24 protein-coding genes and 1 riboswitch are annotated in these 26575 nt (G+C 75.4%); of the genes, 6 read left to right on the plus strand and 18 right to left on the minus strand.

Annotation, left to right across the window (positions count from 1 at the left end; genetic code table 11):
- Nucleotides 1–28: 28 nt before the first annotated feature.
- Together BD833_RS05450 and BD833_RS05455 are read right to left on the minus strand one after the other, a co-directional pair.
- Nucleotides 29–829 carry an NAD(P)H-dependent oxidoreductase gene (locus BD833_RS05450; RefSeq protein ID WP_166532121.1) on the minus strand — a complete coding sequence of 267 codons (801 nt, stop codon included), beginning with the start codon at nucleotides 827–829 and terminating at the stop codon, nucleotides 29–31.
- A 32-nt stretch (nucleotides 830–861) separates the two neighbouring features.
- Nucleotides 862–1728 (minus strand): NmrA family NAD(P)-binding protein, encoded by an 867-nt coding sequence (locus BD833_RS05455; protein WP_166532122.1) that lies wholly within the window; start codon nucleotides 1726–1728, stop codon nucleotides 862–864.
- Nucleotides 1729–1808: 80 nt separating this feature from the next.
- Between BD833_RS05455 and BD833_RS05460 the strand changes: the two genes are divergently transcribed.
- Nucleotides 1809–2786, plus strand: a complete 978-nt coding sequence (locus tag BD833_RS05460) for a cupin domain-containing protein (protein WP_166532123.1) — start codon at nucleotides 1809–1811, stop codon at nucleotides 2784–2786.
- Between the two features lie 72 nt (nucleotides 2787–2858).
- On the opposite strand, the gene BD833_RS05465 is transcribed toward BD833_RS05460, so the two are convergent.
- The 3 genes from BD833_RS05465 to BD833_RS05475 are packed head-to-tail and all read right to left on the minus strand — an operon-like array spanning nucleotide 2859 to nucleotide 6037.
- Entirely contained in the window at nucleotides 2859–3611 is a 753-nt protein-coding gene (locus BD833_RS05465; protein WP_166532124.1) for a DivIVA domain-containing protein, read from the minus strand.
- The gene (locus BD833_RS05470) at nucleotides 3608–4747 is read right to left on the minus strand and encodes a globin domain-containing protein (RefSeq protein WP_166532125.1); all 1140 of its coding nucleotides are present in this window, start codon (nucleotides 4745–4747) and stop codon (nucleotides 3608–3610) included. The genes BD833_RS05465 and BD833_RS05470 overlap by 4 nt, the downstream gene beginning before the upstream one ends.
- 27 nt (nucleotides 4748–4774) lie before the next feature.
- On the minus strand, nucleotides 4775–6037 hold the full coding sequence (locus BD833_RS05475; RefSeq protein ID WP_166532126.1) for a globin domain-containing protein: 1263 nt from the start codon (nucleotides 6035–6037) through the stop codon (nucleotides 4775–4777).
- Nucleotides 6038–6219: 182 nt separating this feature from the next.
- Between BD833_RS05475 and BD833_RS05480 the strand changes: the two genes are divergently transcribed.
- The 3 genes from BD833_RS05480 (at nucleotide 6220) to BD833_RS05490 (ending at nucleotide 9979) form a co-directional block, all read left to right on the plus strand.
- Complete coding sequence (locus BD833_RS05480) at nucleotides 6220–6798, plus strand: DNA-directed RNA polymerase subunit alpha C-terminal domain-containing protein (RefSeq protein WP_166532127.1); 579 nt, start codon at nucleotides 6220–6222, stop codon at nucleotides 6796–6798.
- 45 nt (nucleotides 6799–6843) lie between these two features.
- Nucleotides 6844–8496, plus strand: coding sequence for a bifunctional 3'-5' exonuclease/DNA polymerase (locus tag BD833_RS05485; protein WP_166532128.1), 1653 nt, complete (start codon nucleotides 6844–6846; stop codon nucleotides 8494–8496).
- A 166-nt stretch (nucleotides 8497–8662) separates the two neighbouring features.
- Nucleotides 8663–8809: riboswitch (cyclic di-AMP (ydaO/yuaA leader) on the plus strand.
- 273 nt (nucleotides 8810–9082) lie between these two features.
- Nucleotides 9083–9979: a VldE C-terminal domain-containing protein gene (locus BD833_RS05490; protein WP_166532129.1), complete on the plus strand. Its 897-nt coding sequence runs from the start codon at nucleotides 9083–9085 to the stop codon at nucleotides 9977–9979.
- Here the strand turns inward: BD833_RS05490 and BD833_RS05495 are convergent.
- Nucleotides 9967–10293 carry a hypothetical protein gene (locus BD833_RS05495; protein WP_166532130.1) on the minus strand — a complete coding sequence of 109 codons (327 nt, stop codon included), beginning with the start codon at nucleotides 10291–10293 and terminating at the stop codon, nucleotides 9967–9969. The two genes, BD833_RS05490 and BD833_RS05495, sit on opposite strands and share 13 nt — an antisense overlap.
- Before the next feature lie 117 nt (nucleotides 10294–10410).
- Here BD833_RS05495 and BD833_RS05500 point away from each other — a divergent pair, with 117 nt between their 5' ends.
- The gene (locus BD833_RS05500; protein WP_243737465.1) at nucleotides 10411–12081 is read left to right on the plus strand and encodes a serine/threonine-protein kinase; all 1671 of its coding nucleotides are present in this window, start codon (nucleotides 10411–10413) and stop codon (nucleotides 12079–12081) included.
- A 61-nt stretch (nucleotides 12082–12142) separates the two neighbouring features.
- Here BD833_RS05500 and BD833_RS05505 read toward each other — a convergent pair whose 3' ends face one another.
- From BD833_RS05505 to BD833_RS05535, 7 genes are all read right to left on the minus strand, one after another.
- Nucleotides 12143–12298, minus strand: coding sequence for a hypothetical protein (locus BD833_RS05505; RefSeq protein WP_166532132.1), 156 nt, complete (start codon nucleotides 12296–12298; stop codon nucleotides 12143–12145).
- Between the two features lie 51 nt (nucleotides 12299–12349).
- On the minus strand, nucleotides 12350–13825 hold the full coding sequence (locus BD833_RS05510) for a protein adenylyltransferase SelO (RefSeq protein ID WP_166532133.1): 1476 nt from the start codon (nucleotides 13823–13825) through the stop codon (nucleotides 12350–12352).
- Between the two features lie 38 nt (nucleotides 13826–13863).
- Nucleotides 13864–14871 (minus strand): acyl-CoA thioesterase, encoded by a 1008-nt coding sequence (locus BD833_RS05515; RefSeq protein ID WP_279535995.1) that lies wholly within the window; start codon nucleotides 14869–14871, stop codon nucleotides 13864–13866.
- A 30-nt stretch (nucleotides 14872–14901) separates the two neighbouring features.
- Nucleotides 14902–15267 carry a WhiB family transcriptional regulator gene (locus tag BD833_RS05520; protein ID WP_279535996.1) on the minus strand — a complete coding sequence of 122 codons (366 nt, stop codon included), beginning with the start codon at nucleotides 15265–15267 and terminating at the stop codon, nucleotides 14902–14904.
- A gap of 234 nt (nucleotides 15268–15501) precedes the next feature.
- Nucleotides 15502–17307 (minus strand): helicase-related protein, encoded by a 1806-nt coding sequence (locus BD833_RS05525; protein ID WP_166532135.1) that lies wholly within the window; start codon nucleotides 17305–17307, stop codon nucleotides 15502–15504.
- Between the two features lie 161 nt (nucleotides 17308–17468).
- On the minus strand, nucleotides 17469–19664 hold the full coding sequence (locus BD833_RS05530) for an MMPL family transporter (RefSeq protein ID WP_166532136.1): 2196 nt from the start codon (nucleotides 19662–19664) through the stop codon (nucleotides 17469–17471).
- A 6-nt stretch (nucleotides 19665–19670) separates the two neighbouring features.
- On the minus strand, nucleotides 19671–20276 hold the full coding sequence (locus tag BD833_RS05535; protein ID WP_166532137.1) for a TetR/AcrR family transcriptional regulator: 606 nt from the start codon (nucleotides 20274–20276) through the stop codon (nucleotides 19671–19673).
- 145 nt (nucleotides 20277–20421) lie between these two features.
- Between BD833_RS05535 and BD833_RS05540 the strand changes: the two genes are divergently transcribed.
- The gene (locus BD833_RS05540; RefSeq protein ID WP_166532138.1) at nucleotides 20422–21201 is read left to right on the plus strand and encodes a sporulation protein; all 780 of its coding nucleotides are present in this window, start codon (nucleotides 20422–20424) and stop codon (nucleotides 21199–21201) included.
- Between the two features lie 67 nt (nucleotides 21202–21268).
- Here BD833_RS05540 and BD833_RS05545 read toward each other — a convergent pair whose 3' ends face one another.
- From BD833_RS05545 to BD833_RS05565, 5 genes are read right to left on the minus strand one after another with little or no spacing between them, the layout of a single operon-like run.
- Nucleotides 21269–22444 carry an alpha/beta hydrolase family protein gene (locus BD833_RS05545; RefSeq protein WP_166532139.1) on the minus strand — a complete coding sequence of 392 codons (1176 nt, stop codon included), beginning with the start codon at nucleotides 22442–22444 and terminating at the stop codon, nucleotides 21269–21271.
- Between the two features lie 35 nt (nucleotides 22445–22479).
- Nucleotides 22480–23436 (minus strand): fumarylacetoacetate hydrolase family protein, encoded by a 957-nt coding sequence (locus BD833_RS05550; RefSeq protein ID WP_166532140.1) that lies wholly within the window; start codon nucleotides 23434–23436, stop codon nucleotides 22480–22482.
- Complete coding sequence (locus tag BD833_RS05555; RefSeq protein ID WP_166532141.1) at nucleotides 23436–24374, minus strand: VOC family protein; 939 nt, start codon at nucleotides 24372–24374, stop codon at nucleotides 23436–23438. The genes BD833_RS05550 and BD833_RS05555 overlap by 1 nt, the downstream gene beginning before the upstream one ends.
- Nucleotides 24375–24391: 17 nt before the next feature.
- Nucleotides 24392–25522: an FAD-dependent monooxygenase gene (locus BD833_RS05560; RefSeq protein ID WP_166532142.1), complete on the minus strand. Its 1131-nt coding sequence runs from the start codon at nucleotides 25520–25522 to the stop codon at nucleotides 24392–24394.
- 10 nt (nucleotides 25523–25532) lie between these two features.
- Nucleotides 25533–26543, minus strand: a complete 1011-nt coding sequence (locus tag BD833_RS05565) for a cyclase family protein (protein WP_208092363.1) — start codon at nucleotides 26541–26543, stop codon at nucleotides 25533–25535.
- Nucleotides 26544–26575: the final 32 nt, after the last annotated feature.

Here is a 26575-nt window from a genome sequence, read left to right on the forward strand (position 1 = left end):
CGCCGTTCCCGGGTGCGGTCCGCCGGGATCACCCGGGTGGGAGGACGTGGATGCCGAGGTCGGTGCGGCCGGGCAGCAGGTCGGCGCGCAGGGCGCGGGTTCCCTGGTAGTCACCGTCGCGCAGGCGCCGGAACCGGCGGACCGGTTCCGCCTCGACGCCGCGCAGCCTCTCGCGCAAGCGGTCGACCTCGCGTTCCACCTCGCGGGCATCCAGCGCGTCGGCGTCGTGGACGACGTGCAGGTCGAGGGTCTCGATGCCGACGTACCAGAGCACCCCGTGGGTGAGGGGGAACAGCAGTGACTCCAGGTCGCCGCTGATGCCGCGCGCTCCGATCGAGCGGGCATCCTCTCCCGCGGTGACGACCACCAGCGCCGTGCGCCCCACCAGGCCGCCGTCGCCGTAGCGTCGCGGCACGCCGAGGTCGGGGTCGAGGTCGCCGTAGGCGAAGCCGGCGGTGAGGACCCGGTCGATCCAGCCCTTCAGGATGGCCGGTGGGCCGTACCACCACAGGGGGAACTGGAGAACGAGCAGTTCCGCGGCGGCGAGCTTCGCCTGCTCGGCGCGCACGTCGGTGGGCAGCCGCCCCCCGGAGTACGCCGCGCCGACGAGCTCGGCGATGTTCCGGGGTTCCTCGACGCCCGCGCCGAAGTCGCGCTCGCCGAGGACGGGGTCGAAGCCCTGGGCGTACAGGTCGGAGGTCGTCACGTCGTAGCGCCCGGACAGTTCCTGGACCCCCTCCTCGAACAACCGGCCGTTCAGGGACCGGCGGCTGGGGTGCGCATGCACCCACAGGGCGGTACCCGGCGTCGGGGGGTGGGTGATGGTCACTGGTTCACCTCTCGTGCGGCAGGGGTCGGCGGTCAGGGCCGGTGCCAGGTCCCGGCGGCGGCGGCCCGGACGACGTAGTCCTCGAAGGTCCGCGGCGGTCGCCCCAGGAGCGCGGCGAGGTCGTCGGTGGGGGTCGCGAGCAGACCTCGCTCCATGAGCACGAACATCTCCGCGACGTGCTCGGCGTCGTCCGTGCTCGCGCCCTGCTCGACCAGGTCCGCGGCGTACTGCGCGGGCGAGATCCGGCGGTAGCTGATGGACCGTCCTGCGGCCCGGGAGATCAGCTCCACGGCGTCGGCGAAGGTAAGGGCCCGCGGCCCGGTCAGCTCGTAGATCCGCCCGACGTGGCGAGCAGGCTCGCTGAGCACCGCGGCCGCGGCATCGGCGACGTCCTCGACGTCGATGAACGGCTCGGGGACGGCTCCGGCCGGCAGGGCCAGTTCGCCGGCGAGCAGGGAGGGGTGGAAGAGGTCCTCATCGAAGTTCTGGGCGAAGTTCGAGGCGCGCAGGATGCTCCAGGGCAGGGAGGAGGCGCGCACGGCGTCCTCGGCGGAGCGCATGTCCAGCCCGAAGGTGGAGTCGCCCCAGGTGTCCGCCGCGCGCCCGGACAGCAGGACCAGGTGCTGCACCCCGGCCGCCTCGGCGCGGGCCACGAACGACTGCGCCGTCCCCGGCTCGCGCGGGGGCACCAGGTAGACGGTCCCGATCCCCTGCAGGGCGGTGTCCCAGCCGGTGGGGTCGGACCAGTCGAAGCGGGTGGCGCTGGTGCGCGAGGCGGCGCGCGCGGGAGTGCCGCGCAGGCGCAGCCGGGCCAGGACCCGGCGCCCGGTCTTGCCGCTGGCGCCGAGGACGAGGGTGGGGTCGGCGCCGGTGTCGTGGGTGGTGGTGTGACTGCTCATGGCCTCAGTCCACGCCCACCACGTGGACGAGTACATGGCTCAGGCGCCGAGACACCTGTGTGAGCGTCTAGCCTGGGGGAGTGGATGCCTTCAGCGACGTGTTGCGCGGGGTGCGGGCTTCCGGCTCGCTGTTCGGCCACTCGATCCTGACCCCGCCCTGGTCGCTGCAGTTCGTGGACGGGGCACCCCTGACGTTGTGCACCCTCGTGTCCGGCGCGGGGTGGATCGTGCCCGAGGGTGCGCCGCCGCAGCGGATGGGCGCCTACGACACCGTCCTGGTGCGCGGACCGGGGACCTTCGGCTTCGTCGACGAGGTCGGCACCGGCGCGGTCCCGATCGAGTGCGGGGTGGCGTGCGCGACTCCTGATCAGGGCGGCACCCGCTACCGGCTGGGCTGGCACGATCCCGGCGAGCCCCGCGAGAGCGAAGGCGTGGGCAGCGGGCGTGCTGGGTCTGCAGCCGCTGCGACGACGTTGGTCGTCGGGGCGTACCCGGTGCGCGGTGAGATCAGCCGCCAGCTGGTGGAGGCGCTGCCGGTGCTGCTGTACGTGGGCGCCGGCGGTAGCGCTGATCCCGTCCTGGACCACCTCGCCGCCGAGGCCGCGGTCGATGCCCCCGGACAGCAGGTCGTGCTGGACCGCCTGCTGGACTGGATGCTGGTCTGCACGCTGCGCGAGTTCTTCGACCGCCCAGGTGCCCGGCCGCCGGCGTGGTGGGCCGCCCAGCGCGACCCGGTGGCGAGGGAGGCGCTGCGGGTGCTGCACGCCGAGCCGGCCGCACCGTGGACGGTCGCGGCGCTGGCGGAGCGGGCCGGGGTGTCGCGCGCGACGCTGGCCAAGCGGTTCGCCGACCTGGTGGGCGAGCCGCCGCTGACCTACCTGACCCGCTGGCGCATGACGCTGGCCGCGGACCTGCTCCTCGACCAGCCGGACGCGACCATCGGCGAGGTCGCCCGCAGCGTGGGCTACTCGGATCCCTTCGGTTTCAGCGCGGCGTTCAAGCGGGTGCGCGGAGTCAGCCCCAGCGAGTTCCGCCGTGCCGCGGCCGCTGCTGCCTGAATCGGGGCGCCCGGCACCACGGGGCGGGTCCGAGTTCGGCGGCCGGGCCGGCGCCGGCCCGGCCGCCGGAGCTCAGGACGCCGGCCGGGCGCTGGAGCCCGCGGGGACTCCCTCGTTCTGCTCGGGGCGCTGGTCGGAGGCGGTGTTCGAGTCGAACGTCGTCGACCGGTCCGCGTCGGTGTCGGCCGCGGCACGCCGCGCGGGCGGCGGGGTGGGCAGCGCGCCCGGGTCCGCCTGGCCCCACTCGTTCTCCACGTCGCTGAGCAGCGCCTCCAGGTAGGAGCGCAGCTGCACCCGGCAGGCCTGCCCGAAGGCCTTGAGGTAGGCCACCTGCTCCTCCAGCTCGGCCACGCTCCGGCCGCCGCCCTGGGCGGGGCCGTCGGGGGCCGGGCCGGTCAGCCGGGCGGCCGCCTCCTGGGCGGCCTGGATGATCGCCCCGGCGTTCTCCCGCGCGAGCCGGACGGCCTCCTCGTACTCGGCCCGGGCCTCGCCGGTCACCTGCCGGCTGAACTTCTCTGCCTCGGCCACGTAGTTGTCGGCCGTCTGCTGCGCACTGGCCAGGATGCGCACCGCCTGCTCGCTGGGCGGCACGTGCGCCGGCGCGCCGTTCAGCTGGGACTGCAGGGTGCGGACCTGCTCGCGCAGCTGAGCCTTCTCGGCGACGTGCCGGGACAGCTCCTCGGCGGCCCGGTGCAGCACCCGGTCCACCTCCGACTCCACGTAGCCGGGGTGCAGCATCGAGGCCCGGGAGAACCGCACCTGCTGAAGATCGGCCGGGGTGAGCCCCCGGCCGCCGTCGCCGTGGCCGCTCGGTGCGCTGGTCATTCGGTCACCTCTCCGTCAACACTGGGCCCCGGTCGGCTGGGGGCGAAGACCTCGCTGGACATGCGCTGCTCCGGGACGCCGTCCTCCCGGAGCCCGGCCACGGTGGCGGCCACCATGGGTTCGGGCCCGGCGATCCGGACCTCCCGGCTCGACCACGGACCCGCCCGCCGCACCACGTCGGCGACGTCGCCGTGCTCGAGGGACGAGAAGGCGTCGTCGGAGACGGCGAAGGTGACGTTGAGCCAGGAGTTCTCCCGGGCGAGCTGCTCCAGCTCGGCCCGGTCGTAGATCTGGTCCTCGGTGCGGAACCCGGCGAACAGATCGACCCGTCGCGGCGGCCCGTGCCGGGCGACGTCGTCGACCATCGCCTTCAGCGGCGCCAGGCCCATGCCACCGGAGACGAGCAGCAGGTCGCGGTCGGAGTCCTCGCCCACGGCGAGGTGGCCCAGCGGCGGCCCCAGGCGGAGGACGTCGCCGACCCCGATGCTGCGCACCAGCGCCGAGCTGACCGGGCCGCCGTCGCGGGCCTTGACGTGCAGCTCGATCAGCCCGTCGGGCCGGGGCGCGTTGGCGGGGGAGTAGTACCGCCACAGCCGGGGCCGCAGCTCGCTCTCCAGCGACAGCGACTGCCCGGGCAGGTAGTCGTAGCGCACCTGCGGCCTGATCCGGAGTACGGCGACGTCGAGGGTGCGGCGCTCGTGCCCCACCACGTCGGCGTCCCACCACGCCGGCTGCCCCGCGGCCTCCTCGGCGCCCTGCATCATCACGGTGGCGACGACGTCGTAGGCCTCGGCCCAGGTCTTCGCCAGCTCCGGCGTCCACTCGTCGTCGAAGTGCTCGAGCGTCGCCAGCAGGCTGGCGCCCGCGGCCGGGTAGTGGGCCGGCAGCACGCCGAACTTGAGGTGGTCGCGGCCCAGCTGGCGCAGGATCGGGACCAGGGCGTCGAGGTCGTCCACGCGGGTGACCACGTCGCCCAGCGCGGTGAAGAACCGGTCCCGCTGGTGCGCCATGGAGACGGGGAACATCTCCCGGGTCTCGGGGTGGCTCAGGAACAGGTGCGAGTAGAAGTACAGCGGCGCCTCGTCACCGGTGGCGGCCGCCTTGGCGAAGTTCGCCCGCATCGCGGGGATGTCCACGCGGATCTCCTCGGGTCGGTGCGCCGGTCAGACCCCGGCGGCGGCGTGCCGGCCGGTGCGCTCGGAGGCGCCCGGGCTGTCCTCGGTGGCGAGGTCGGCCTGCCACAGGTCGGGGCCGAACACCTCGTACTGGATGTCCCGCGCGGGGACGCCGCGGTCGATCAGCGCGCTGCGCACGCCCTGCATGAACGGCAGCGGCCCGCAGAGGTAGTAGACCGCTCCCTCGGGCAGGTCGACGGCGCCCAGGTCCATCACCCCGGCGTGCACCTCGGCCGGCAGGCTGCTCTGCCCGCCGTCCTCGAACCAGACGTGCGCGGTGCCGCCGGGGAGCGCGCGCAGATCGGCCAGCACCTGCTCGCGGAGCGCGAAGGACTCCTCGTCGGAGTCGGCGTGCAGCAGGGTGACCGGCAGCCGCGAGCCGGCGGCGGCCAGGTGGGAGAGCATGCCCGCCATCGGCGTGATGCCGATGCCCGCGCTGGCGAAGACGACCGGGCGCCCGGAGTCGTCGAGCACCACGTCGCCGAAGGGCACCGACATGGTCAGCCGGTCGCCGACCTGGACCCGGTCGCACAGGTGGTTGGACACCTCGCCGTCCGGCTTGCCGCCGCCGTGCACCCGCTTGACCGAGAACTGGCGGTGCTCCCCGTCGTCGGCGCGGGTCAGGCTGTACTGCCGGGGCTGGCGGACGCCGTCGGGCATGGGCACCTGGACGGTCACGTACTGGCCGGGCAGCGAGGTCTTCACCAGGCGGTTGTCCACCCGGCGCAGCCGGAACGTGACGACGTCGGGGGACTCCTGGACCTTCTCGGCCACCCCCCACTCGCGCCAGACCGACTCCGGCCGGACCCCGCGGGCGCTGTACAGCCCGCGCTCCTGGTTGATCAGCGCGTAGGCCATCAGCCAGTAGACCTCGTCCCAGGCGGCGGCGACCTCCGGCGTCACGGCGTCGCCCAGCACGTCGACGATGGCCCAGAAGAGGTTGTCGTGGACGACGTCGTACTGCTCCGGGGTGACGCCGAGCGATGCGTGCTTGTGGGCGATCCGCGCGAGCAGGTGCTCGGGGACCTGCTCCGGCGTCTTCACCAGCGCACTGGCGAAGACGGCCACCGACCCCGCCAGGGCGACCTGCTGGGTGCCCTCCGCCTGGTTGCCGCGGTTGAAGACGCCGTCGAACAGCTCCGGGTGCGCGTCGAACAGGTGCGCGTAGAACCGCTTGGCGATCTCCTCGATGTTGTCCGCCACCACCGGCAGCGTCGCCTCGATGACAGGACGGGATCGATCAGAGAGCACGTGGCCTCCTTGCCAGTCGACTAGCCCCCCGCTGGCGCGGTGACGTTCCGCTCGACGACCGCTACCCGGAGATCGGCATTCGAGTCCTCCGAGATCAGCCCGGGCGTGTCGCCGGGCCCGGCCCGGCGCCGGGGCCGGGCGCGGCGGCGGCGTCCACGGTGCCCGCACTAGGGTGTCCCGTCATGCCCACCAGGTCAGCGCAGGAACCCGTGCGCACGGTCCGGGAGCTCGGTCTCCCCGCGCGGGCCGTGACGGCCCTGACCCGCGCCGGTATCACCGACGCCGCGGCCCTGGCCGCCCTCACCCGGCGGGAGCTGGCGGAGGTCCCCGGCGTCGGGCCGGGGATGGTCGCCGCGATCCGGGCCGTGGTGCCCGAGCCGCCGGCCGTGCTGCCGCGCGCCGCGGCGCAGGAGCCGGGGGCCGGCGCCGACGACGACGAGTTCCCGCCGTCCCCGGCGATCCCGTCGTTCGATTCGCTGCGCGGTCCGCGGCGCCGGTCGGCGGTCGACCTGCTGCTGCCCGACGCCCCTGCGCCGCAGGAGCCCGCCGTCCCGTCGCCGCCGACCCCGGTCCCGGCCCCGCCCACGATCCGGTTCCCGGCGGCCGCGCCGGGCCCGGAGCACGCTCCGCCGCCGGTCCGGCCCCCGGACTACGCCGACCTGCTCCGCCTCGGCGTGCACGTCGCCCGCGCGCTCGCCGTCGCCCCGGCCCGGATCACCGTCTGGTCGGTGGAGCACCTGCGCCGGCTGCTCGCGGGGTAGCGGGGCGGCCGCCGCGCCGTCGGCCCGGTCGGCGAGACTGCGGCGGTGGACCGGGTGGTGCTCCGGCGGCGGGACGCCGTCGTGGAGGCGCACGAGCTCGCCGTGGACGGCGGTACGTCGGCCGTCACGCGGTTCCCGGCCGAGGAGCTGGCCGGGCACGTCCGGGAGCGGGAGGCGGCCGGGATCCGCTGGGTGTGGGACGACACCACCCGCTGGTACCCGGCGCTGCTCGCGGCCGGCGTCCGGATCGAGCGCTGCACCGACCTGCGCCTCGCGCACGCGGTGCTGCGGCGGTCGCCGTTCCCCGACCAGGCGCTGCTGACCTGCGACGAGACCGCCGGCTGGGACCAGCTGCAGCCGGTCGGGCCGGTCGCCCCCGCGCTCTTCCCGCCGGAGGACCCGGCCGACCGGCTCGACCCGGTCGCCGAGCACACCCGCCAGCAGGCCGCGCTGGCCGCCGCACCGCGGTCGGAGCGGCTGGCGCTGCTGCTCGCCGCGGAGTCCGCCGGTGCCCTGGTGGCGGCGGAGATGACGCACGCCGGCCTGCCGTGGCGCGCCGACGTCCACTCCCGGCTGCTCACCGACCTGCTCGGGCCGCGGCCGCCCGGCGGGGGCCGGCCGGTGGTGCTCGAGCGGCTGCTCGGGGAGATCCGCGAGGCGTTCGGCGCCCCGGCCCTCAACCCGGACTCGCCGGCGGACCTGCTGCGGGTGCTGCGGGGGGCCGGCCTGCCGGTCGAGGACACCCGCTCGTGGACGCTCGAGCAGCTCGACCACCCCGGGGTGCCGCCGCTGCTGGAGTACCGGAAGCTCAGCCGCCTGCTCACCGCCAACGGCTGGAGCTGGCTGGACAGCTGGGTGCGGGAGGGCCGCTTCCGCGCCACCTTCCTCCCCGGCGGGGTGGTCACCGGGCGGTGGGCGTCCAACGGCGGCGGGGCGCTGTCCGTGCCGGTGCAGATCCGGCCGGCCGCGGTGGCCGACGACGGCTGGTGCCTCGTGGTCGCCGACGTCGCGCAGCTCGAGCCCCGGGTCCTGGCCGGCATGAGCGGTGACACGGCCATGGCGGAGGCCGCGCGCGCGTCGGACCTCTACGCGGGCATGGTCGCCGCGGGGGTGGTCGCGACCCGGGCGGAGGCCAAGCTCGGCATCCTGGGCGCGATGTACGGCGGCACCCGCGGCGAGAGCGGCCGGATGATGCCCCGGCTGGCCCGCCGCTATCCCCGCGCCGTCGGCCTGGTCGAGGACGCCGCCCGCGAGGGCGAGCGGGGCGAGGTGGTGCACACCCTGCTCGGCCGCGGCTCGCCCCGGCCGGCCGGCCCGTGGGCCCGGCAGGCGACGGACGATGGGGATCCGGACGGCGTCCCGCGCGAGGACCGCGACCGCGCCCGCCGGGCCTGGGGCCGGTTCACCCGCAACTTCGTCGTCCAGGGGACGGGTGCGGAGTGGGCGCTGTGCTGGCTGGCCGACCTGCGCAACCGGCTCTGGCGGCTCGGTGGCACCGGGCCGCTCGACCAGCGGCCGCACCTGGTGTTCTTCCTCCACGACGAGGTGGTGGTGCACGCTCCCGAGCACCTCGCCGACGACGTGGCGGCGGCCGTGCGGGCCGCCGCCGCGACGGCCGGGCGGCTGCTGTTCGGCACCTTTCCGGTCGACTTCCCCCTCGACGTCGCGGTCGTCCGGTCGTGGGCCGACGCCGGCTGACCGCGCCGTCGAGGTACACCGGGGCGGGACCTCCCGGGGTGCCGCGACACGCATCACGCCCGCGAATTCGTCGCGCACAATTGTCACGTCTGCATAACGGCGGCTACCGTGGCGGGGTCCGTTCGGTCGCACCTCCCCATCCGGGGAGTCCGGGCGGGCGCCGCCGAGTCACCCAGAGCCTTCCAGCCGCGGGTGGGCCGGGGACCCACCGCAGCACTGGGGTGAATCCTGCGCCGGGCACGTCCCGACGCGGGTAGGGCCACTTCCCGCCCGAATCCGTCAGCTAACCCGGTAGGCGGCACACGGAAGAACGGAGAGCCGCCGGATGGCGCGCCCTTGCCCTGCCGCACGACCCTGCTCGACCCCGCGCCGCCGCATCCGGGTCCGCCCGCGGAGCTGACCGCCCGCCGCCCGGGTCCGCCGCCGGCGGCCCACCACACCGAGCACACCCGCTCGACCGGCTGATCGCCGTTCCGTGGTGGCCCCCGACCGGCCGCGCCCCGCCGTGGCGCCGTCCCCGCAGTCCCGCACCCCCGCCGCAGCCGTGCCCCGCCGGCCGCGCGATCTCCCCGGAGCAGACGAACCCGTGAACCCCCGCACCACGACCGGCCGCCGCGGCGCGGCGCCCCGTGCCCGCCGTCGCCCCCCGGCGACCGTCCGCCGTCCCGCCCTCTACCTCGGGGTGGCCGCCGCCGGCGCCATCCTGGTCAACGCCTTCGTCGGCGTGGAGCCCACCGCCCAGGCCGAGGGCGAGGCGCTGCAGTCGGTGAGCGTCGCCGAGCAGCTCGGCCTCAGCGCCCAGGCCACCCCGATCGACGTGACCGAGGACCTGGAGCCGCTGGAGGACCTCGCGGTCAGCCGCAGCGCCCGGGCGGCCGAGCAGACCGCCGCGCAGCAGGTCCAGGCCGCGGCGGACCAGGCGGAGCTGGACCGGCAGAAGGCCGAGGCCGAGGCGGCCGCCCGCGCCGAGGCCGAGGCCAAGGCCGCGGCGGAGGCCGCCGCCGCCGAGGCCGCCGCCGAGGCCGCCGCCCAGGCCGAGGCAGCGGCCGCGCCGGCGCCCGCCGGCCGCACGCAGGCGCGGGAGGCCGCTCCCGCCGCCTCCTCGGTGGCCGCGACGGCGGTCGCCCGGATCAGCAACAGCTCCGGGTCGGTGCGCTCGCAGGTCCAGGCCGCGGCCGACGCCGTGGTGAGCAACGTGTCCGGGGCCGCGGGCATCACCCTCGGCGGCACCCGGCCCAGCGCGGCGGACCCCAACGGGCACCCCTCGGGGCTGGCCCTGGACTACATGGTCCTCTCCAATGCCGCGTTGGGCGACGCGATCGTCGCCTACCACCGGGCGCACTGGAACGAGCTGGGCGTGGACTACCTGATCTGGCAGCAGCGGATGCTGTCCTCCCCGGACGGTTCCTGGAAGGGGATGGAGAACCGGGGCAGCGCGACCGCCAACCACTACGACCACGTGCACGTGAACTACCGGGGCTGAGCTCCGGGTCGCGCGTCGCCGCGGAAGCCGGCGGCTGCCGCCGCGGGCTCCGGGTGGCGCACCGGCACCTGCCGGCCGCCGCGGCGGGCGACGTCGAGGTGGTCCTGGAGCAGGTCACGGCCGGCGACGGACAGCGCCGTCACCGAACCGGCGTCGACCGCGCTGACCGGCACAGGTTCCGCGCCGTAGCGCTGCCGGAACGACGCCACCGCGCCGGCGTCGACGTCGCCGGCCAGGCACAGGACCGGCCCGCCGGCGGTGTTGAGCAGCCGCACGATGCCCCGGACCGGGGGAGCGGGAAGGGGCGCGGCCACCGGTCCAGTGTGCGGCCGACGGTTCAGGACGGCGCGGCGCGGGCACTCCTCTCGATGCGCACGGGAGCAGACGACGTGGCGGGTGCGGCCCGCACCACCAGCACGGGGGGACCGGCAGTGACCACCGTCGAGACGAGCCACCGGCGCCTGGACGACCGCTACGAGCTCCACCAGCTGATCGCCGTCGGCGGCATGGGTGAGGTCTGGCGCGGGCGGGACGCCCTGCTCGACCGGCCCGTCGCCGTGAAGCTGCTGCGCAGCGACTGCGCCGGCGACCCGGTGTTCATCGCCCGCTTCCGCATCGAGGCCCGGCACGCGGCCGCCCTGAGCCACCCGAACATCGCCGCCGTCCTCGACTACGGGGAGACGACGGCCGCCGGCACCGGCGAGCAGCTGGCCTACCTGGTGATGGAGCTGGTCGAGGGCGAGCCGCTGTCGGCCCGGCTGGCCGAGGAGGGGCCGCTGGACACCGGCACCACGCTGTCGGTGCTCCGCCAGGCCGCCGCGGGGCTGGCCGAGGCGCACCGCGCCGGCGTGGTGCACCGCGACGTCAAGCCGGCCAACATCCTGGTCCGCCCGGACGGCGCGGTGAAGCTGACCGACTTCGGCATCTCCTGGTCGGCGGGGAGCGTGCCGCTCACCCGCACCGGCCAGGTGATCGGCACGGCGCAGTACATGTCGCCCGAGCAGGCGATGGGCGAGGCGGTCAGCCCGGCCAGCGACGTCTACGCGCTCGGCATGGTCGGTTACGAGTCGCTCACCGGGCACACCGCCTTCGAGGGCGACAACCCGGTCACCGTCGCGCTGAAGCAGGTGCGCGAGCACCCCGAGCCGCTCCCCGCCGACCTCCCGCCCGAGGTCCGCGCCATCATCGACGCCGCCCTGGTCAAGGACCCGGGGGAGCGGCTGCCCGACGGCGCGGCGTTCCTGCACGCCGTCGAGGAGACCCTCGACGGGCCCGCGCCCAGCACCCGCCCGGTGGCCGCCGCGACCCGTGCCCGCCCGCCCGCCGCGCGCCGGCGCTCCCCGCGTGCGGCGCTGGTCGCGCTGCCGGTGCTGGCGCTCCTGGGTCTGGGGGCCGGAGGGATAGTCGTGCTGGGGAACTCCGCGACGGAGGACGCCGGTGGCGCCGGTACCGCGGTCTCCACGCCCGCCGGCATCCGGCTGGTCGCAGGCGACCACGTGGGCCGCCCGGTGGCCGACGTCGTCGACGACCTGACCGCCCTCGGCCTGACCGTCCGGCAGGAGACGGAGGTGACCGCCGCCCGCGCGCCGGGCACCGTGACCCGGGTGTCGCCGACCGGGGTCGAGCTGGCCCCCGGCGCCGAGGTGCTGGTGCGCGTCGCCGCACGCCCGTCGGACGAGCCCGCCCCCGCGCCGGACCAGCCCGCGCCCGTGCCGGGGGCCGACCCGAACCCGGTGGACCCGCCCGCGGGCGAGGCCCCGACCACGCCGTCGCCCACCGAGGCCGAGGGAACGACGGAACCGCCGACGCCCTCGGAGCCTGCCGACCCGACGCCGGCCGACCCGACCGTCCCTCCGGAGCCGACGGACCCGCCGACCGAGCCCACGGACCCGCCGACGGACCCGACGGACCCGACGGCCGAGCCGACGGACCCGACGGCCGAGCCGACGGACCCGACGGCCGAGCCGACGGACCCGACGGCCGAGCCGACGGACCCGACGGCCGAGCCGACGGACCCGACGACCGAGCCGACGGACCCGCCGACCGAGCCGACGGACCCGACGACCGAGCCGACGGACCCGACCACGCCCGCCTCGGTCTGATCCCCGGCCTCGTCGGCGTCCGCCGACGCGGCGTACGCCTCGCCGGCGGCCTGGCGCCGCCTCAGAGCAGGCGGTCCAGGTCGTCCGGGCCCGGCCCGGTGCCACCGGAGTCGGGTAGCGGCGAGGTCTCGGGCACGTCGTCGTCCGGGGGTTCGGGCGCGACCGGCCCCTCGGCGTAGAGGGTGTCGGGGTCCTTGGGGTCCATCTCGCGCGCCACGGGGGGTCGACTACCCGGAGCGGAGGCGGCCGAACGTCGCCGGACCGGCGGTCAGGTGCCGCAGAAGGTGCGGTAGGCCCCGAAGTCCTGCGGTGCCGGGGCGGCGTAGCGCTCCAGCCCCGGGCGCTCGTCGTACGGCGCGGCGACGGCCGCCAGCAGCCGTTCCAGGGGAGCCAGGTCACCCTCGGTCGCCGCGTCGAGCGCCTCCTCGACCAGGTGGTTGCGCGGGATGTACACCGGGTTCACCCGGTCCATCGCGGCATCCGGGCTCAGGGCATCCGGGGTCAGGGCGCGCCAGCGGTCCAGCCAGCCGTCGATCCCGGCGAGGTCGAGGAAGAGCAGCCGGACCGGCTCGGCGTCCCCCCGGGCGGCCGCTGAGAGCGCACGGAAGAACGACGTGAGGTCGACGTGGTCGCGCTGCAGCAGGGCGAGGGCGTCGTCGGCCAGCGCGGTGACCGCCGCGTCGTCGGTCGAGGCGGGCAGCCCGAGCTTGGCGCGCAGCCCGGCGACCCAGGCGGCGTCGTACCGCGGCCGGAAGGTGCCGAGGGACTCCACCGCCAGTGCGACGGCCCGCTCCTCGTCGTCGGCGAACAGGGGCAGCAGCGCCTCCGCGAGCCGGGCGAGGTTCCACTCGGCCGCGAGCGGCTGGTTGCGGTAGGCGTACCGGCCGCCGGTGTCGATGGAGCTGTAGACGGTGGCCGGGTCGAAGGCGTCGAGGAAGGCGCAGGGGCCGTAGTCGATCGTCTCCCCGGAGATGGTCATGTTGTCGGTGTTCATGACCCCGTGCACGAAGCCGACGAGCATCCACTGCGCCACCAGGTCGGCCTGGGCGGCGGCGACCGCCTCGAACAGCGCGCGGTAGGGGTGCTCCGCGTCGGCCGCCGCCGGGTGGTGCCGGGCGATCGCGTGGTCGGCGAGCCGGCGCAGCAGGTCGGTGTCGCCGGTGGCACGGGCGTACTGGAAGCTGCCCACCCGCAGGTGGCTGCTCGCCACCCGGGCGAGGACGGCGCCCGGCAGCAGGGTCTCCCGGCGCACCGGCCGCCCGGTCGCGACGACGGCGAGGGAACGGGTGGTGGGGATCCCGAGGGCGTGCATCGCCTCGCTGATCACGTACTCGCGCAGCATCGGGCCGACCGCGGCCAGCCCGTCGCCGCCGCGGGCGAACGGCGTCCGGCCGGAGCCCTTGAGGTGCAGGTCGCGCAAGCGTCCCTCGGCGTCCTCGAGCTCACCCAGCAGGAGCGCCCGTCCGTCGCCCAGCCGCGGGCTGTACCCGCCGAACTGGTGCCCGGCGTAGGCCTGCGCGACCGGCGTCGCCGCCTCGGGGACCGCGGTGCCGACCAGCAGTCGCAGTCCGGCCGGGCTGCGCAGGGCCGCGGCGTCCAGCCCCAGCTCGCCGGCCAGCGGCTCGTTGAGCACGAGCAGCCGGGGATCGGGCGCATCCTCGGCCTGCCAGGGGAGGGCCAGCTCGCCGAGCTCGCGGGCGAACCGGTTGCCGAGCAGGACGGTCGGGGGCGGTGCGACGGTCACCGCATCGAGGGTACGTGGGCGCACCCGCGCCTGGCGGGTCAGCGCGGGCGGCGCCGGATCATGCCCTCCTGCGCCACGGTGGCCACCAGCCGGCCGGCCCGGTCGAACAGCCGGCCACGGCACAGTGTCCGCCCGCCGCCGGCCCAGCTGCTCTGCTGGTCGAAGAACAGCCACTGGTCGATCCGCACCGGCTCGTGGAACCAGACCGCGTGGTCCAGGCTCGCCGCGGCGACCCCGGGCGCCCCGACCGCCGTCGCGTGCGGCGCGAGCGAGGTGCCGAGCAGCAGCATGTCCGAGGCGTAGGCGACCCCGCAGCTCTGCGCGAGGGGCTCGTCGGGGAGCGGCTCGCGGCTGCGCAGCCAGAAGCCCTGGCGCGGGGCGGCCGGTTCGCCGCGCTCCGCGGCGAGCCTGGGCAGGTCGCCGGCGAACCGGAAGTCGAAGGCGTGCCGCTCGGCGAGCCAGTCGAGCCACTGCCGGACCCGGCCGTCGGCCGCGGCGGCCACCTCCTCCAGCGGGGGCAGCTCCTCCGGCGCGGGGGCGTCGAGCTCGGGCAGCTGGTGCTGCCACCCGTCCTCCGGCGTCTGGAAGGACGCGGTCAGCGTGAAGACGGCGGCGCCGTGCTGCTCGGCGACGACGGAGCGGGTCGAGAAGCTCCCGCCGTCGCGGATCGTGCTGACGGTGAGGTCGGTGGGCGCGGTGACGTCGCCCGGCCGCAGGAAGTGCCCGTGCAGCGAGTGGGCGATCCGGCCCGGTGGCGCCGTGCGCCCCGCGGCCAGCAGCGACTGGGCGGCCACGGCCCCGCCGAACGCGTGCCCGGCGACCGTGCTGCGCGGGCCGGCGCGGAAGCGACCGTCCCCGGCCGGGGCCAGGTCGAGGAGTCCTGCGAGCCCCGCGGGCCGGCGCCGGACTGCCGGACGGGCGCCGAGGTGACTGGGGGGTGCCCGTCCATGTGCGGCGACGTCTCCTCCGGGGGCGGGAACACCTGGTCCGACCCGGCGCGCCGGGTCGCGGCCCCACTCTGGCGCACGGCCGGAGGGCCGTCGCACCCGGGACCGGCGGGCCGGCCCGCGGAGGGGTCAGGCGCTGATCGTGCCCCGGCGCTGGAGGCGCACCCGGCGACGCTCCCGCTCGGAGAGCCCGCCCCAGATGCCGAACCGCTCGTCGCTGGCGAGCGCGTACTCCAGGCACTCGGCGCGCACGGGGCAGCCGCCGCAGACCCGCTTGGCGTCCCGCGTGGAGCCGCCCTTGTCCGGGAAGAACGCCTCGGGGTCGGTCTCGGCGCACAGCGCGTCGAGCCGCCACTCCGCGTCGGCCTCGACCGCAGCCCACTCCTGGGCGTCGAACGGCTGCCGCCACTCGCCGGGAGCGAGCGCCTCGGGCATGCCCGGCTCGGCGTCGAGGCCGGGGAGCAGGGTCAGGGACGGGCGGGAGAAGGACGGCACGGGAAGCTCCTCGTGAAGACAGGGGGCGCACGGCCGGCCGCCCTTCCGGGCGCCGCGTGCTTGCTGTCAGTGACGATACGGATACGGAACCGCGTCCACATCGGCACAAAACGTCCGAAACCGTCCGGTCCCCTTGGAAGGTCCTGCCGTGGCGGCGCCGCGCCGACGTGCCGGTGGGCGAGGCCCGGGGTCGGTGCCCGGCCCTCCCCGAGCCGGGTCACCGGCCCGCGGTGATCAGCCCCGGCGGGCCCGGCCGCGGGGTCCGCCCTGCCGCCCACCGAGGGCCCGGCCTTCCGCGCGCCCGGCGGTCCGGCGGCCGCCGGGCCCGGGACGGCGGTCCCGCTCGCCGCCACCGCGCCCGGCGGGGGCGCTGCAGGGCCGGCAGGTGGTGAACCACGGGGCGATGGCGCGGCCGCAGCCGGTGCACGTCCCCGACCGGCCGAGCGCGATCGCGTCGGGGAGCAGCTCGGTGATCATCTCCGCGCACTCCTCCTCGACCCAGGCGGCGTCCTCGCTGTCCAGCCCGGCGACGCCCGGGAACTGGCGGAGGAGGGTCTGGGCGTCGCGCGCGGCGGCGGCGGCCTGCTCGTACTCCTCGACCGTGCCGCCTCGCGGGACGTCGGGCAGCACGGTCTCCGGCGGGACCGGCAGGCCGACGGCGTGCTGCAGCGCGGCCTTGGCGAGCACCAGCCAGCGGGTGCGCCGCGGCGGGTTGTAGTCGATGGCCAGGTTGACCAGCCGCCAGACGGTGTTCAGGTCGCCGGCCGCCCCGAGCGGGCCGCGCAGCAGCGGCAGCAGGGCGTGCACCCGGAGGACGAGGCTCGTGACGTCGTCGGCGGTCATCGCCTGGTCGCGGGTGGCGGCGCGGGCCCACGCCATCCAGCGGGTGAGCGCCTCGGGCAGGTCGACGGCCTCGAAGGCGCCGAGGTCCTCCAGCTCCGGCCGCAGGCGGGGGGCCCGCTTGGGCAGGTCGCTCATCTCGTCACCGCGGGCGACGGCGGCACCGGCACCGACCAGGGAGGCCACGGGCTTGAGCCCGCTCACCCCGATGAGGATGCCGACGGCGCCGTGCCCGGTCAGGCCGTAGCGGCCGGCCCGGCCGGCGATCTGGGCGGCCTCCCAGGTGCGCAGCGGGCGCAGCTCCTGCCCGTCGAACTTCGTCGTCTCCGCGAACAGCACGGTGGTGGCCGGCACGTTGATGCCGTGCCCGATGACGTCGGTGGTGACCAGCACGTCCAGCTCGCCGCTGGTGAACCGCTCGATGACCTCGCGGCGGGTCGCCGGCGGCAGCGCGCCGTAGAGGACGCCGACCTTGCCGGGGCGGTGCTGGTCGAGCTCGGCCGCGACGGCGTAGACGGCCTTGCGGGAGAAGGCGACCACGAGGGTCTGCGGGCGGACGGCGTCGGAGCGCACGGGTGCCCGCAGGACGTCGAGCCGGGACAGCCGCTTGTGGTTGACGACCTCGACGTGCTCGGCGTCGGAGACCAGCGGCTTGAGGACCAGGTAGGCCTCGGCCGCGGAGATCAGGTGCATCTGGCGGTACTCGCCGGTGAGCAGCAGCCGGGCCCAGTGGTGGCCGCGGTCGGGGTCGGTGACCCAGTGCGCCTCGTCCAGCACCAGCATCTCGCCGCGGTCGGGAGCCTTCTCGACGGTGCAGCAGACGATGGGCGCGAACGGGTCGATCTCCTCCTCGCCGGTGGAGAGACCGACGGTGCCCTCGGGCAGCTGCGCCGAGAGCTTGGCGTAGGCCTCGTGGGCCAGCTGGCGCAGCGGTGCGGCGTACACGCCGGAGCCGGTGGCCGCCAGCGCCTGCAGCGACTCGTAGGTCTTGCCGGAGTTGGTCGGGCCGAGGTGGAACACCACGTTCTCCGGCCGCACGGCGCGCACGGGGAGCTCCGGGGCGGCGCCCTCCACCCAGCTCTGCTGGGCCCGCTTCTCCTCGCGGGCGGCGGCGCGGTCGGTCTCGCGGGCCGCGGACTGGCGGGCGGCGGAGCGCTCCCGGCGGCGCGGGGCGGCGGAGTGGGCGGGGGACTCGGGCAAGCGTGATCCTTCAGCAGGCAACGGGGTGCAACGACAGGTGGTTCAGGCACAAGGGGTCGACGCCGCGGGGGCGGCGGACCGTCCCTCCACCCAACACGGGGGAGCGCCGATCCATGCCCGCGGGGGTCGGCCCGGCCGGTGCGGCCGGGCCGACCGGGGCGTCAGCGGGGCGTGCCGACCGGCTGCCGGTGCCGGCCGTGGGCGGGCTCGGCCTTCTCCAGGGCGGCGCCCTCGACGTCCAGGGTGGGCAGCCAGCGCAGCCACCGCGGCAGCCACCAGGCGCGGTCGCCGAGCAGCGCCAGCGCCGCCGGCACCAGCACCATCCGGACCACGAAGGCGTCGAACAGGATGCCGGTGGCCAGGGCGAACGCGATCGACTTGATCGTGGCCTCGCCGGCCGGGACGAACCCGGCGAACACGGAGAACATGATCAGCGCCGCGGCGACGACGACCGGGGCGGCCTGCCGGAACCCGGTGCGGATGGAGTCCATCGCCGAGGCGCCGTGGCTGTGCGCCTCGTGCATCCGCGACACGAGGAAGATCTGGTAGTCCATCGCCAGGCCGAACAGGATGCCGATCACCAGGATCGGCGTGAGACTGATCAGCGGCCCGGTGGTGTCCAGGTTGACCGCGTCGGCGAGCCAGCCCCACTGGAACACCGCCACCGTGGCGCCGAGCGAGGCGCCGATGGTGAGCAGGAAGCCCAGCACGCCGACCAGCGGCACGAGCAGCGAGCGGAAGACCAGCACCAGCAGCACCAGCGCCAGGCCCACGACCAGCGCCAGGTAGACCGGCAGCGCCTCGTCCAGGCTCCGGGCGACGTCGACGCTGACCGCGGTCTGGCCGGTCACCGACGCCTCGACGCCGTCGAGGTCGGCGAGCTGCGCCCGCAGGTCGGCGACGAGCTGCTCGGTCGCCGGGTCGGTCGGGCCCGACTCGGGGATGACGGTGAGCAGCGCGGCGCTGCCGTCGGCGTTCGGCGTCGGCGGCGTCACCAGCGCGACGTCGTCCAGCCCGGAGATCGTGGCGCTCTCGCCGGCGGCGGCGCCGGCGGCGTCGTCGCCCTCGAACAGGATGGTGATCGGCCCGTTGAAGCCCTCGCCGAAGCCCTGGGAGAGCAGCTCCTGCGCCCGCGCCTGGGTGGAGTCCTCCGCGGGGGTCTGGACCAGCGTGGTCTGCATGGAGAAGAACGGGATGGCGATGGCGCCGAGCGCCACGATCGCCAGCAGCAGGGACAGGACGCGCTGGCGGGTGACGGTGGTCGCCCAGCCGGCCAGGAAGCCCCGCCCGCCCCCGTGCGCCGTCGCCCCGCCGCCTGCCCCCTGCGCCGCGGCCCGCTGCTTCTTGGGCAGGGCGCGGGAGCCGAGGAAGCTCAGCACGGCCGGCACCAGGGTGAGGGCGACGAGGACGGCGATGACGACGGTCAGCGCGGCGGCGACACCCATCTGCGTCAGGAACGGGATGCCGACCACGAACAGCCCGGCCAGCGCGATGACCACGGTGAGACCGGCGGTGACCACGGCCGACCCGGCGGTGCCGACCGCCGTGCGGATGGCGGTGCCGACGTCGGCGCCCGAGCGCAGCTCCTGCCGGTGACGGGTGACGATGAACAGGGCGTAGTCGATGCCGACCGCCAGGCCGAGCATCGCCGCCAGCGTGGGGGTGGTGGAGGACAGGTCGATGAAGCCGGTGGCGATCGTGACGCCGAGGACGCCGATGCCCACGCCGACGACCGCGGTGAGCAGGTTCATCCCGGCCACGGCGAGCGAGCCGTAGGTGACCGCGAGGACGACGAGGGCGACGACGACGCCGATGACCTCGGACGGCCCGCCGACGTGCGGCGGCTCCTGGGTGGCCTCGCCGGACGCCTCGACGGTCAGCCCGCCCTCGCGCGCGTCGTCGAGCGCCTCGAGCAGGGCCTCCTGCTGCGCGGGGGTGACCTCGCCGGGCGCGGCGTCGTAGGTGACCGTGCTGTAGGCGGTGTCCTGCTGCTGGTTGACCGACGGGGCGGCCGGGTCCAGCGGGTTCGTGGCGTTCACGACGCCGGGCAGCTCGCCGAGCTCGGCGACCAGCCCGATCACCGCGGCGGCGTTCTCCGGCGTGGTGAGCGTCCCGCCGTCCGGCGCGGCCACGACCACGCGGGCGGTGGCGCCCTCGCCGGTGGCGCCGAACTCCTCGCCGATCCGCTCCAGCGCGGTGGTCGACTCCTGCCCGGGGATGGAGAAGCTGCTCGAGGTCTCACCGGCGAGCGTGACCGCGCCGACGCCGCCTCCCACCAGCAGGACGAGCCAGACGGCGATCACCGGGAGGCGGTGCCGGTGCGAGAACGCACCGAGCCGGGACAACAGAACAGCCATGGGGGATCAGGCCTCCACCTGGTCGGGACGGGGAAGAGCGGCGCCCGGGCCCTGATGGCCCTGCGCTGAGTGGCCGAGCGCGTCGAAGCAGGTGGCGACGATGAACGGCCGCCAGGTGGCCGCGCCGTCCTGGTGCCCGGCGGCGAGGGTGAGGACGGCCAGGGCGCTGAGCGCGCCGACCACGCGGACGGTCCGCTCGTCGACGGGCCCGCCGGGCTCGACGCCGAAGGCGCCGAGGGCGGCGGCGCTCGCGGCGTCCACCTCGGGAGCCGGGTCGCCCTGCATCACCGGGGCGAGGAGCAGGGCCACCAGGCCGGGATGGGCCACGGCGACGTCGACGAGGACCTCGAGGGCGTGCCGGTCGCGCACCGGCCCGTCGGGGAGGCCGGCGACCGAGTCGAGCACCCGCCGGCCCAGCGCGCCCGCCTGCGCGAGGACCGCGCCGTGCAGCGCCTCCTTGCTGGGGAAGTGGTGCAGCAGCCCGGCCTTGGACAGGCCGACGGAGTCGGCGACGTCCTGCACGGAGGTCTTGGCGAAGCCGCGACGGGCGAAGAGGGTGGCGGCGCGGTCGAGGATGCCCTCGTCCACCTGCTGCCGGAACGGTCGTGCCACGCGGTCAGAGTACGTGCGCACCGACCGGTTCGGTCGGAGGGCCGACCGATCCGGTCGGTGTACCTGCTCACACGTGCACGGTGGTTCCCGACGGCCGCACCGCCTGCCAGGGTGGAGGTCCCCGATCCCAGGAGGTAGCGCCGCGATGGCCTTCCGCAACGTCATGGCACGGCTCGGTGCCGGCAGCGCCCAGGTGGAGACCGTCCTGACCTCGCCCGACACCACACCCGGCGGCTCGGTGGCGGGCACCGTCACCCTCACCGGCGGCTCGGTGGCCCAGCAGTTCGACCAGGTCCGGGTCGAGCTGGTGGCCACGGTCGAGGTCGAGGGGCGCGACCACTCCTGGCACGAGGACGTCACTTTCGGTGCCGCCGCGGTGGCCGAGGCCTCGACCATCGAGGCCGGGGAGCAGCGCAGCATCCCGTTCGGCTTCGGCGTCCCCTGGCAGTGCCCGTTCACGGCCGTGGGCCAGTGGCACCTGCGCGGCATGCGGGTGGGGCTGCGCACCCGCGTCGACATCCCCGGTGGGGTGGACCCCGGCGACCTCGACGCGGTGCACGTGCGGCCGCTGCCCGTGCAGGCCACGGTCCTGGAGGCGCTCGACCGGCTGGGCTTCGCGTTCCGCGGCGCCGACGTCGAGAAGGGGCGGATCGGCGGCGGCGAGCTGCCGTTCTACCAGGAGGTGGAGTTCGCGCCGCCGCGGGACCTGCGGGGCCGGATCAACGAGCTCGAGGTGACCTTCCTCGCCGATCCGCAGGGCACCGACGTCGTCCTGGAGGTGGACCGCCGCGGCGGTCTGCTCAGCGAGGGCCGGGACGTCGGCGGCCGGCTGCGGCTGACCCACCAGGAGACCGACGTGGCCGCGGTCGCCGCCCGACTGGACGCCGCGGTGCGGCAGCTGGGCGCGCGGCGCGGGTGGCTCTGAGCGCCGGGACCGAGGGCCGGCCGGCGGGCCGGCCCTCGGCGGAGGCGGGCGCCCGGGTGCGCACCGGTCAGCGGCTCAGCTCGGCGAAGGTGTCGGCCACCCAGTCGGCGACGTAGCTGCTGACGTGCGGCAGGTGGTCCAGGCCGATGTGCTCGGTCGCGCCCTCCTCGGGCGTGAACACCCGCAGCTCGCGCTTCGGCGAGTTCACCGCCTGGTCGTAGGAGCGGTGCGCCATCTCCAGCGGGATCTGCCGGTCGTTCTGCCCGTGCGCGACGAGGAACGGCACGGTGATCTGCTCGACCACGCCCTCGAGGGTGACGGCGTCGGCGAAGTCGAGGAACGCGTCGAGGTCGTTCTCGTCGCCGGGCTGCCCCCACACCCACAGCACGTGCGACCAGTAGTGCGGAACGGGGCGCTCGCCCTCGCGCTCCTTGCGGCGGCGCTGGACCGAGCCCCAGTCGTGGTTGGCGCCCCACGCCACGCAGAGCGCGAACCGCTTCTCGAAGGCTGCCGCGCGGGGCGCGTAGTAGCCGCCCAGCGACCAGCCGACGATGCCGATGCGGGCGGCGTCGACGTCGTCGCGGGTCTCCAGCCAGTCGACCGCCGCGCCGGCCCACGCCTCGGCGTCGATCCGCGCGGTCAGCCCCTGCAGGCGCAGCGACTCGCCGGTGCCGGGCTGGTCCAGCATCAGGCAGGAGATGCCGCGGGCGGCCAGCTCCGCCCAGTGGTTCGAGGCGTACATGTGCTCCTTGGTGGAGTCCAGCCCGTTGACCAGCACGACCACCGGGGCGGGGCCGTCGTCCGTGGCCGGCGCGGCGCTGAAGTACGCCGGCAGCGTCGTCCCCTCGTAGGGGATCTCGACCCGTGAGACCCGCGGGCTGTGCGTCTCGAACGCCTCCTCCGCGATCTCCAGCATCCGCCGGTAGGTGGGCACCCGGTCCGGGCTGGAGTGGGCCAGCATCCGTTCGGCCTGGGCCAGGTAGTTGCTGGCCCGGAAGTACAGCTGCCCCGCGGTGCGGATGTGCCCGGCCTTCTCGGCGTCCTCGGCCTGGCCGACCAGCTGGTCGGTCAGGGCCCGCCAGGCGCGCAGGAAGTCCGGCGTCCCGGCGTCCTCCCCGGCGTTCGCGGCGTCCTTGATCGGCCGGCAGGCGCGGTCGACCTCGTCGATCAGCCCGCCGGAGTTCAGCGTCGCGACGACGCCGAGGTTCCAGGTGTAGGGGCCGGTGGGGAAGTACTCGAACACGGGTGGTTCCTCTCGCGGGTGCGGTGGTGCAGGAGTCAGCGGGTGCGCGTGCGGGGTCGTGGGCGCGCGGGCGCGACCGGCGGGAGGTCGATGCCGGGCACGACGCGGTTGCGGATGGTGCCGAGGCCCTCGACCGTCATCCCGACGACGTCGCCGGGCCGCAGCGGCGGGGGAGCGGCGTCGCCCCGGATGCCCCACAGCTCGGCCAGGCAGCCGCCGTTGCCGCAGGTGCCCGAGCCGAGCACGTCGCCGGCCCGTACCTCCGTGCCGCGGGAGGCGTAGGAGATGAGCTCCTCGAACGGCCAGCCCATGTTGGAGAGCAGGTCGTGGCCGATTTCGGTGTCGTTGACCGACACCCGCATGTCCAGGGCGAGGAACCCGTCGGCATCGCGGTAGGGCTCCAGCTCGTCGGCGGTCACCAGCCACGGCCCGAGCGTGGTCGCGGAGTCCTTCCCCTTGGCCGGGCCGAGCTTGACCGCCATCTCCCGCATCTGGAGGTCGCGGGCGGACCAGTCGTTGAGCACCGTGTAGCCGAAGACGTGGTCCCGGGCCTGCTCGGGGCTGAGCGATGCGCCGTCCCGCCCGACGACGACGGCGACCTCGAGCTCGAAGTCGAAGCGCTGCGAGCCCGGCGGCACCGCGACGTCGTCGTGGGCACCGACGAGCGCGTACGGGTTGGTGAAGTAGAAGGTCGGCGCCTGGTACCACTCCGGCGGCACGCTCTCGCCGCCCGGCGCCACCATCCCCTCCACGTGCTCCTCGAACGCGACGAAGTCGCGGACCGTCGGCGGCTCCAGCGGTGGCAGCAGCCGCACCGACTCCACCGGCACGGCGGGCCCGTCGAGGGCCGCGGCCCCGGCCTCGAGCGCTGCCGGCAGCCCGGCGCGGACGAGGTCGAGCACCGTCGTCCGCGGGGGGAGCTCGTGCAGTCCGGCGTCGGAGACGACGCCCGCGGACACCCGGCCCTGGGACTCCCAGGTGGCGAAGCGCATCAGACGGGCGGGGCCACGAAGAGACCCTTGTCGGGGTCGTTGAACGACTTCTGCGCGACGAACTCGTTCATCGCGTTCGCCGTGCCCCACTGGTCGGAGACCTCGGGGTTGCTGATGTCGTACAGGTGCGGGTGCCAGGTGTCCTCGTCGAGGGTCTCCAGCTCCGTCGTGTACTCGACGGTGTTGCCGTGCGGGTCGAGGAAGTAGCTGAAGGTGTTGTTGCCCGCCAGGTGCCGGCCCGGGCCCCAGATCTTCTCGACGCCGGCCCGCAGCAGCCGGCCGGTGCCGCGCATGTACTCGTCGACGCCGCGCATCTCGAAGGAGGCGTGGTGCAGCGAGGCGTGCGGGCCGCGGGCGACCGCCATGCTGTGGTGCCAGGCGTTGGTGCGCAGGAACCACATCATGTTGCCCATGCGCGGGTGCATCAGCGTGTCCGACAGCGAGAAGCCGAGGTGCTTGTCGTAGAAGGCGACGGTTCCCTCGGGGTCGGTGGAGTTGAGGACGACGTGCGACAGCCGCACCGGGATCGACTCGCCCGCCTCGATCGCGCGGTGCTGCCGCACCGCCACGTCGGAGCTGATCTCGATCGTGCGGCCCTCGTTGTCGAAGAACCGGAACCCGTGGCCCCCGCCGGGGGTCTGCAGCGTGCCCGGCTCGGTCACAAGCTGGACGCCGTCGCGGGCGAGCTGCCCGGCGAGGGTGTCGACGTCGGCGGCGTTCGCGGCGCCGAAGGACACCAGGTCGATCCGCTTGTCGGTCGCCTCGCGCAGCCGGACGATGTACTGCTCCGGTGAGCCCTCGGCCGCCAGGAAGGCCAGCCCGGTGTCGGTGTGCTCGGTGGTGAGGCCCCAGGTGCCGGCGTAGAAGTCGAGCTGCCTGGCGAAGTCGGGCACCGCGAGGTCGACGTGCCGCAGGTGGGTGATCAGGCGCTGTGTCATGGGGGATGTCTCTCCGGTTATGCGGGCTGGCTGGTCAGCTGGGCGATGGAGCGCATGAGGCCCGGGATGTCGCCCTGGACGTGGTCGAGCTGCCACTGGGCGAGGGCGTTGGAGGCGTCGACGACGGTCTTCGCGCGCTCGAAGCGGCGGGCCGTGAAGCTTTCCCACAGGTCCTGGTCGAGGACGTCGCGCTCGACGAGCAGCTCGGCGAGGACGACGGCGTCCTCCAGGGCCATGGCGCCGCCCTGGGCGATGGTGGGCGGGCAGGTGTGCGCGGCGTCGCCGATCAGCACCACCCGGCCGCGGTTCCACGGCTCGTTCAGGACGTGGGTCTCGAACCAGGTGTAGTTCACCCGGGACGGGTCGGTGAGCGTCTCGCGGATCTCGTCCCACGGCCCGTGGTAGGCCTGCGAGAGCTGCTTCATGGTGGCCAGCTGCTCGTCGGGAGAGAGCGCGCTGCGGTCCTGGGCGTCCTCGACGATGTAGGCGTAGAGCGAGTCCTCGCCGGTGGGGCAGTAGCCGGCGATGTAGGACGGGCCTCCGTAGTAGAGGTCGGTGCGGGTCACCGACGCCGGGCGGGGCCCGAAGGCCCGCCAGATGCCCATGCCCACCGACCTGGTCTCCAGGTTCACGCCGAGCGCGCGGCGGGTCCAGGAGCGGACGCCGTCGGCGCCCACGACCAGGTCGTACCGGCCGGTCGAGGAGTCGCCGAAGGAGACGTCGACGCCGGCCTCGTCCTGGGCCAGGCCGGTGTGCGTCGTGCCGTACCGCAGCTTCACGCCGACCTCGGTGGCCCGCTCGCAGAGGATGCGGGCCAGCTCCGGCCGGGGCATGCCCATGGCGGCGGGCAGGTCCGGGCCCCCGGTCCTGGCGTCCGGGATCTCGGCGACCACCGTGCCGAACGGATCGGGGGCACGGATGCCGGTGACGTCGAAGGCGTAGCCGGCCGCCTGCACCTGGTCCCACACCCCCAGGGAGCGCAGTTCGCGCAGGGCGTTGCCCTGCAGCGTGATCCCGGAGCCGATCGCGGCGATGTCCGGCTTGATCTCGAGGATGTCCACGGCGACCCCGGCGCGGGCCAGGTGGATCGCGGTCGCGGCGCCGGCCAACCCGGCTCCGACGACGAGGACGGTGTTCACGGCAGGCACGGCGTGCTCCTCACTTGACGGCGATCGGGTTGACCGGGGCGCCGACGGCGCCGGTGACGCGCAGGGGGGCCGCGGTGAGCCAGAAGTCGTAGCGGCCGTCCTCGGCGCAGTCGGCGGCGAGGGCGTCGAGGTCCCACATCTCGCCGATGAACAGGCCCATGTTCGGGATGGCGACCTGGTGCAGCGGCTGGAAGGCGACGTCGAACTCGTTGGGTCGGACCTCGAAGCCCCAGGTGTCGGTGGCGACGCCGGCGATCTCGCTGGTGTGCAGCCAGTCGGCGGTGGTGAAGGACAGCCCCGGAGCGGCGCCGCCGGCGTAGTCGCCCCAGCCTCGTCCCTCGGCGATGTCGCGCCGCGCACGGGTCAGCCGCCCGGTGCGCACCAGCAGGAGGTCGCCGCGGCCGACGCGGGAGGACCCGCCCTGCGCCGCGATGGTGGCCGCCAGGTGCTCGGCGGTGATCGCGAAGCCGTCGGGCAGCTCGCCGTCGGTCCCGAGGGCCGCACCGACGACTCGGCCGACGTCGAGCAGCACGCCGCGGCCGGCGATCAGCGAGGCCACCGTCTCGATGCCGGTCACCGAGTCCCCGAAGCTGTTCACGACGTCACCGGCGCGACGGCCGTTCCAGGCGTGGCCGTGGTCGAAGATGTGCCCGAGGCCGTCCCACTGGGTGGAGGCCTGCAGCGGCATGACGATGTAGTCGTCGGCCCCGCCGATGCCGTGCGGGAAGCCCTGGACGCCGCGCTCGGCATCGACCCCCGTGTCGGTCATCGTGTGGACCGGGTTGTTCCGCCGCCGCCAGCCCTTCTGCGGGCCGTTCTCGTCGAAGGACTGCGACAGCGAGAAGCTCGCCCCCCGGCGGACCAGGGCCGCTCCTTCGCGACGCTTGGCCTCGTCGAGGAAGTTCAGCGTGCCGAGCACGTCGTCGGCGCCCCAGCGACCCCAGTTCGAGCAGCGCTTCGCGGCGGCGGCGATGGCGCCCTCGGGGTCGGTGCGGTCCAGGTCGGGAGGGGTCTCGGGCACGTCCTCGACAGTGGGCCAGCCCACACGGGTGA

This window comes from Blastococcus xanthinilyticus, assembly GCF_008124835.1.
GTDB lineage: Bacteria > Actinomycetota > Actinomycetes > Mycobacteriales > Geodermatophilaceae > Blastococcus > Blastococcus xanthinilyticus.

Coding starts and splice junctions, on each gene's coding strand:
- BD833_RS05455 (WP_166532122.1), bottom strand. CDS start 1,728: ATGAGCAGTCACACCACCACCCACGACACCGGCGCCGACCCCACCCTC.
- BD833_RS05465 (WP_166532124.1), bottom strand. CDS start 3,611: ATGACCAGCGCACCGAGCGGCCACGGCGACGGCGGCCGGGGGCTCACC.
- BD833_RS05480 (WP_166532127.1), top strand. CDS start 6,220: ATGCCCACCAGGTCAGCGCAGGAACCCGTGCGCACGGTCCGGGAGCTC.
- BD833_RS05530 (WP_166532136.1), bottom strand. CDS start 19,664: ATGGCTGTTCTGTTGTCCCGGCTCGGTGCGTTCTCGCACCGGCACCGC.
- BD833_RS05540 (WP_166532138.1), top strand. CDS start 20,422: ATGGCCTTCCGCAACGTCATGGCACGGCTCGGTGCCGGCAGCGCCCAG.
- BD833_RS05550 (WP_166532140.1), bottom strand. CDS start 23,436: ATGCGCTTCGCCACCTGGGAGTCCCAGGGCCGGGTGTCCGCGGGCGTC.
- BD833_RS05555 (WP_166532141.1), bottom strand. CDS start 24,374: ATGACACAGCGCCTGATCACCCACCTGCGGCACGTCGACCTCGCGGTG.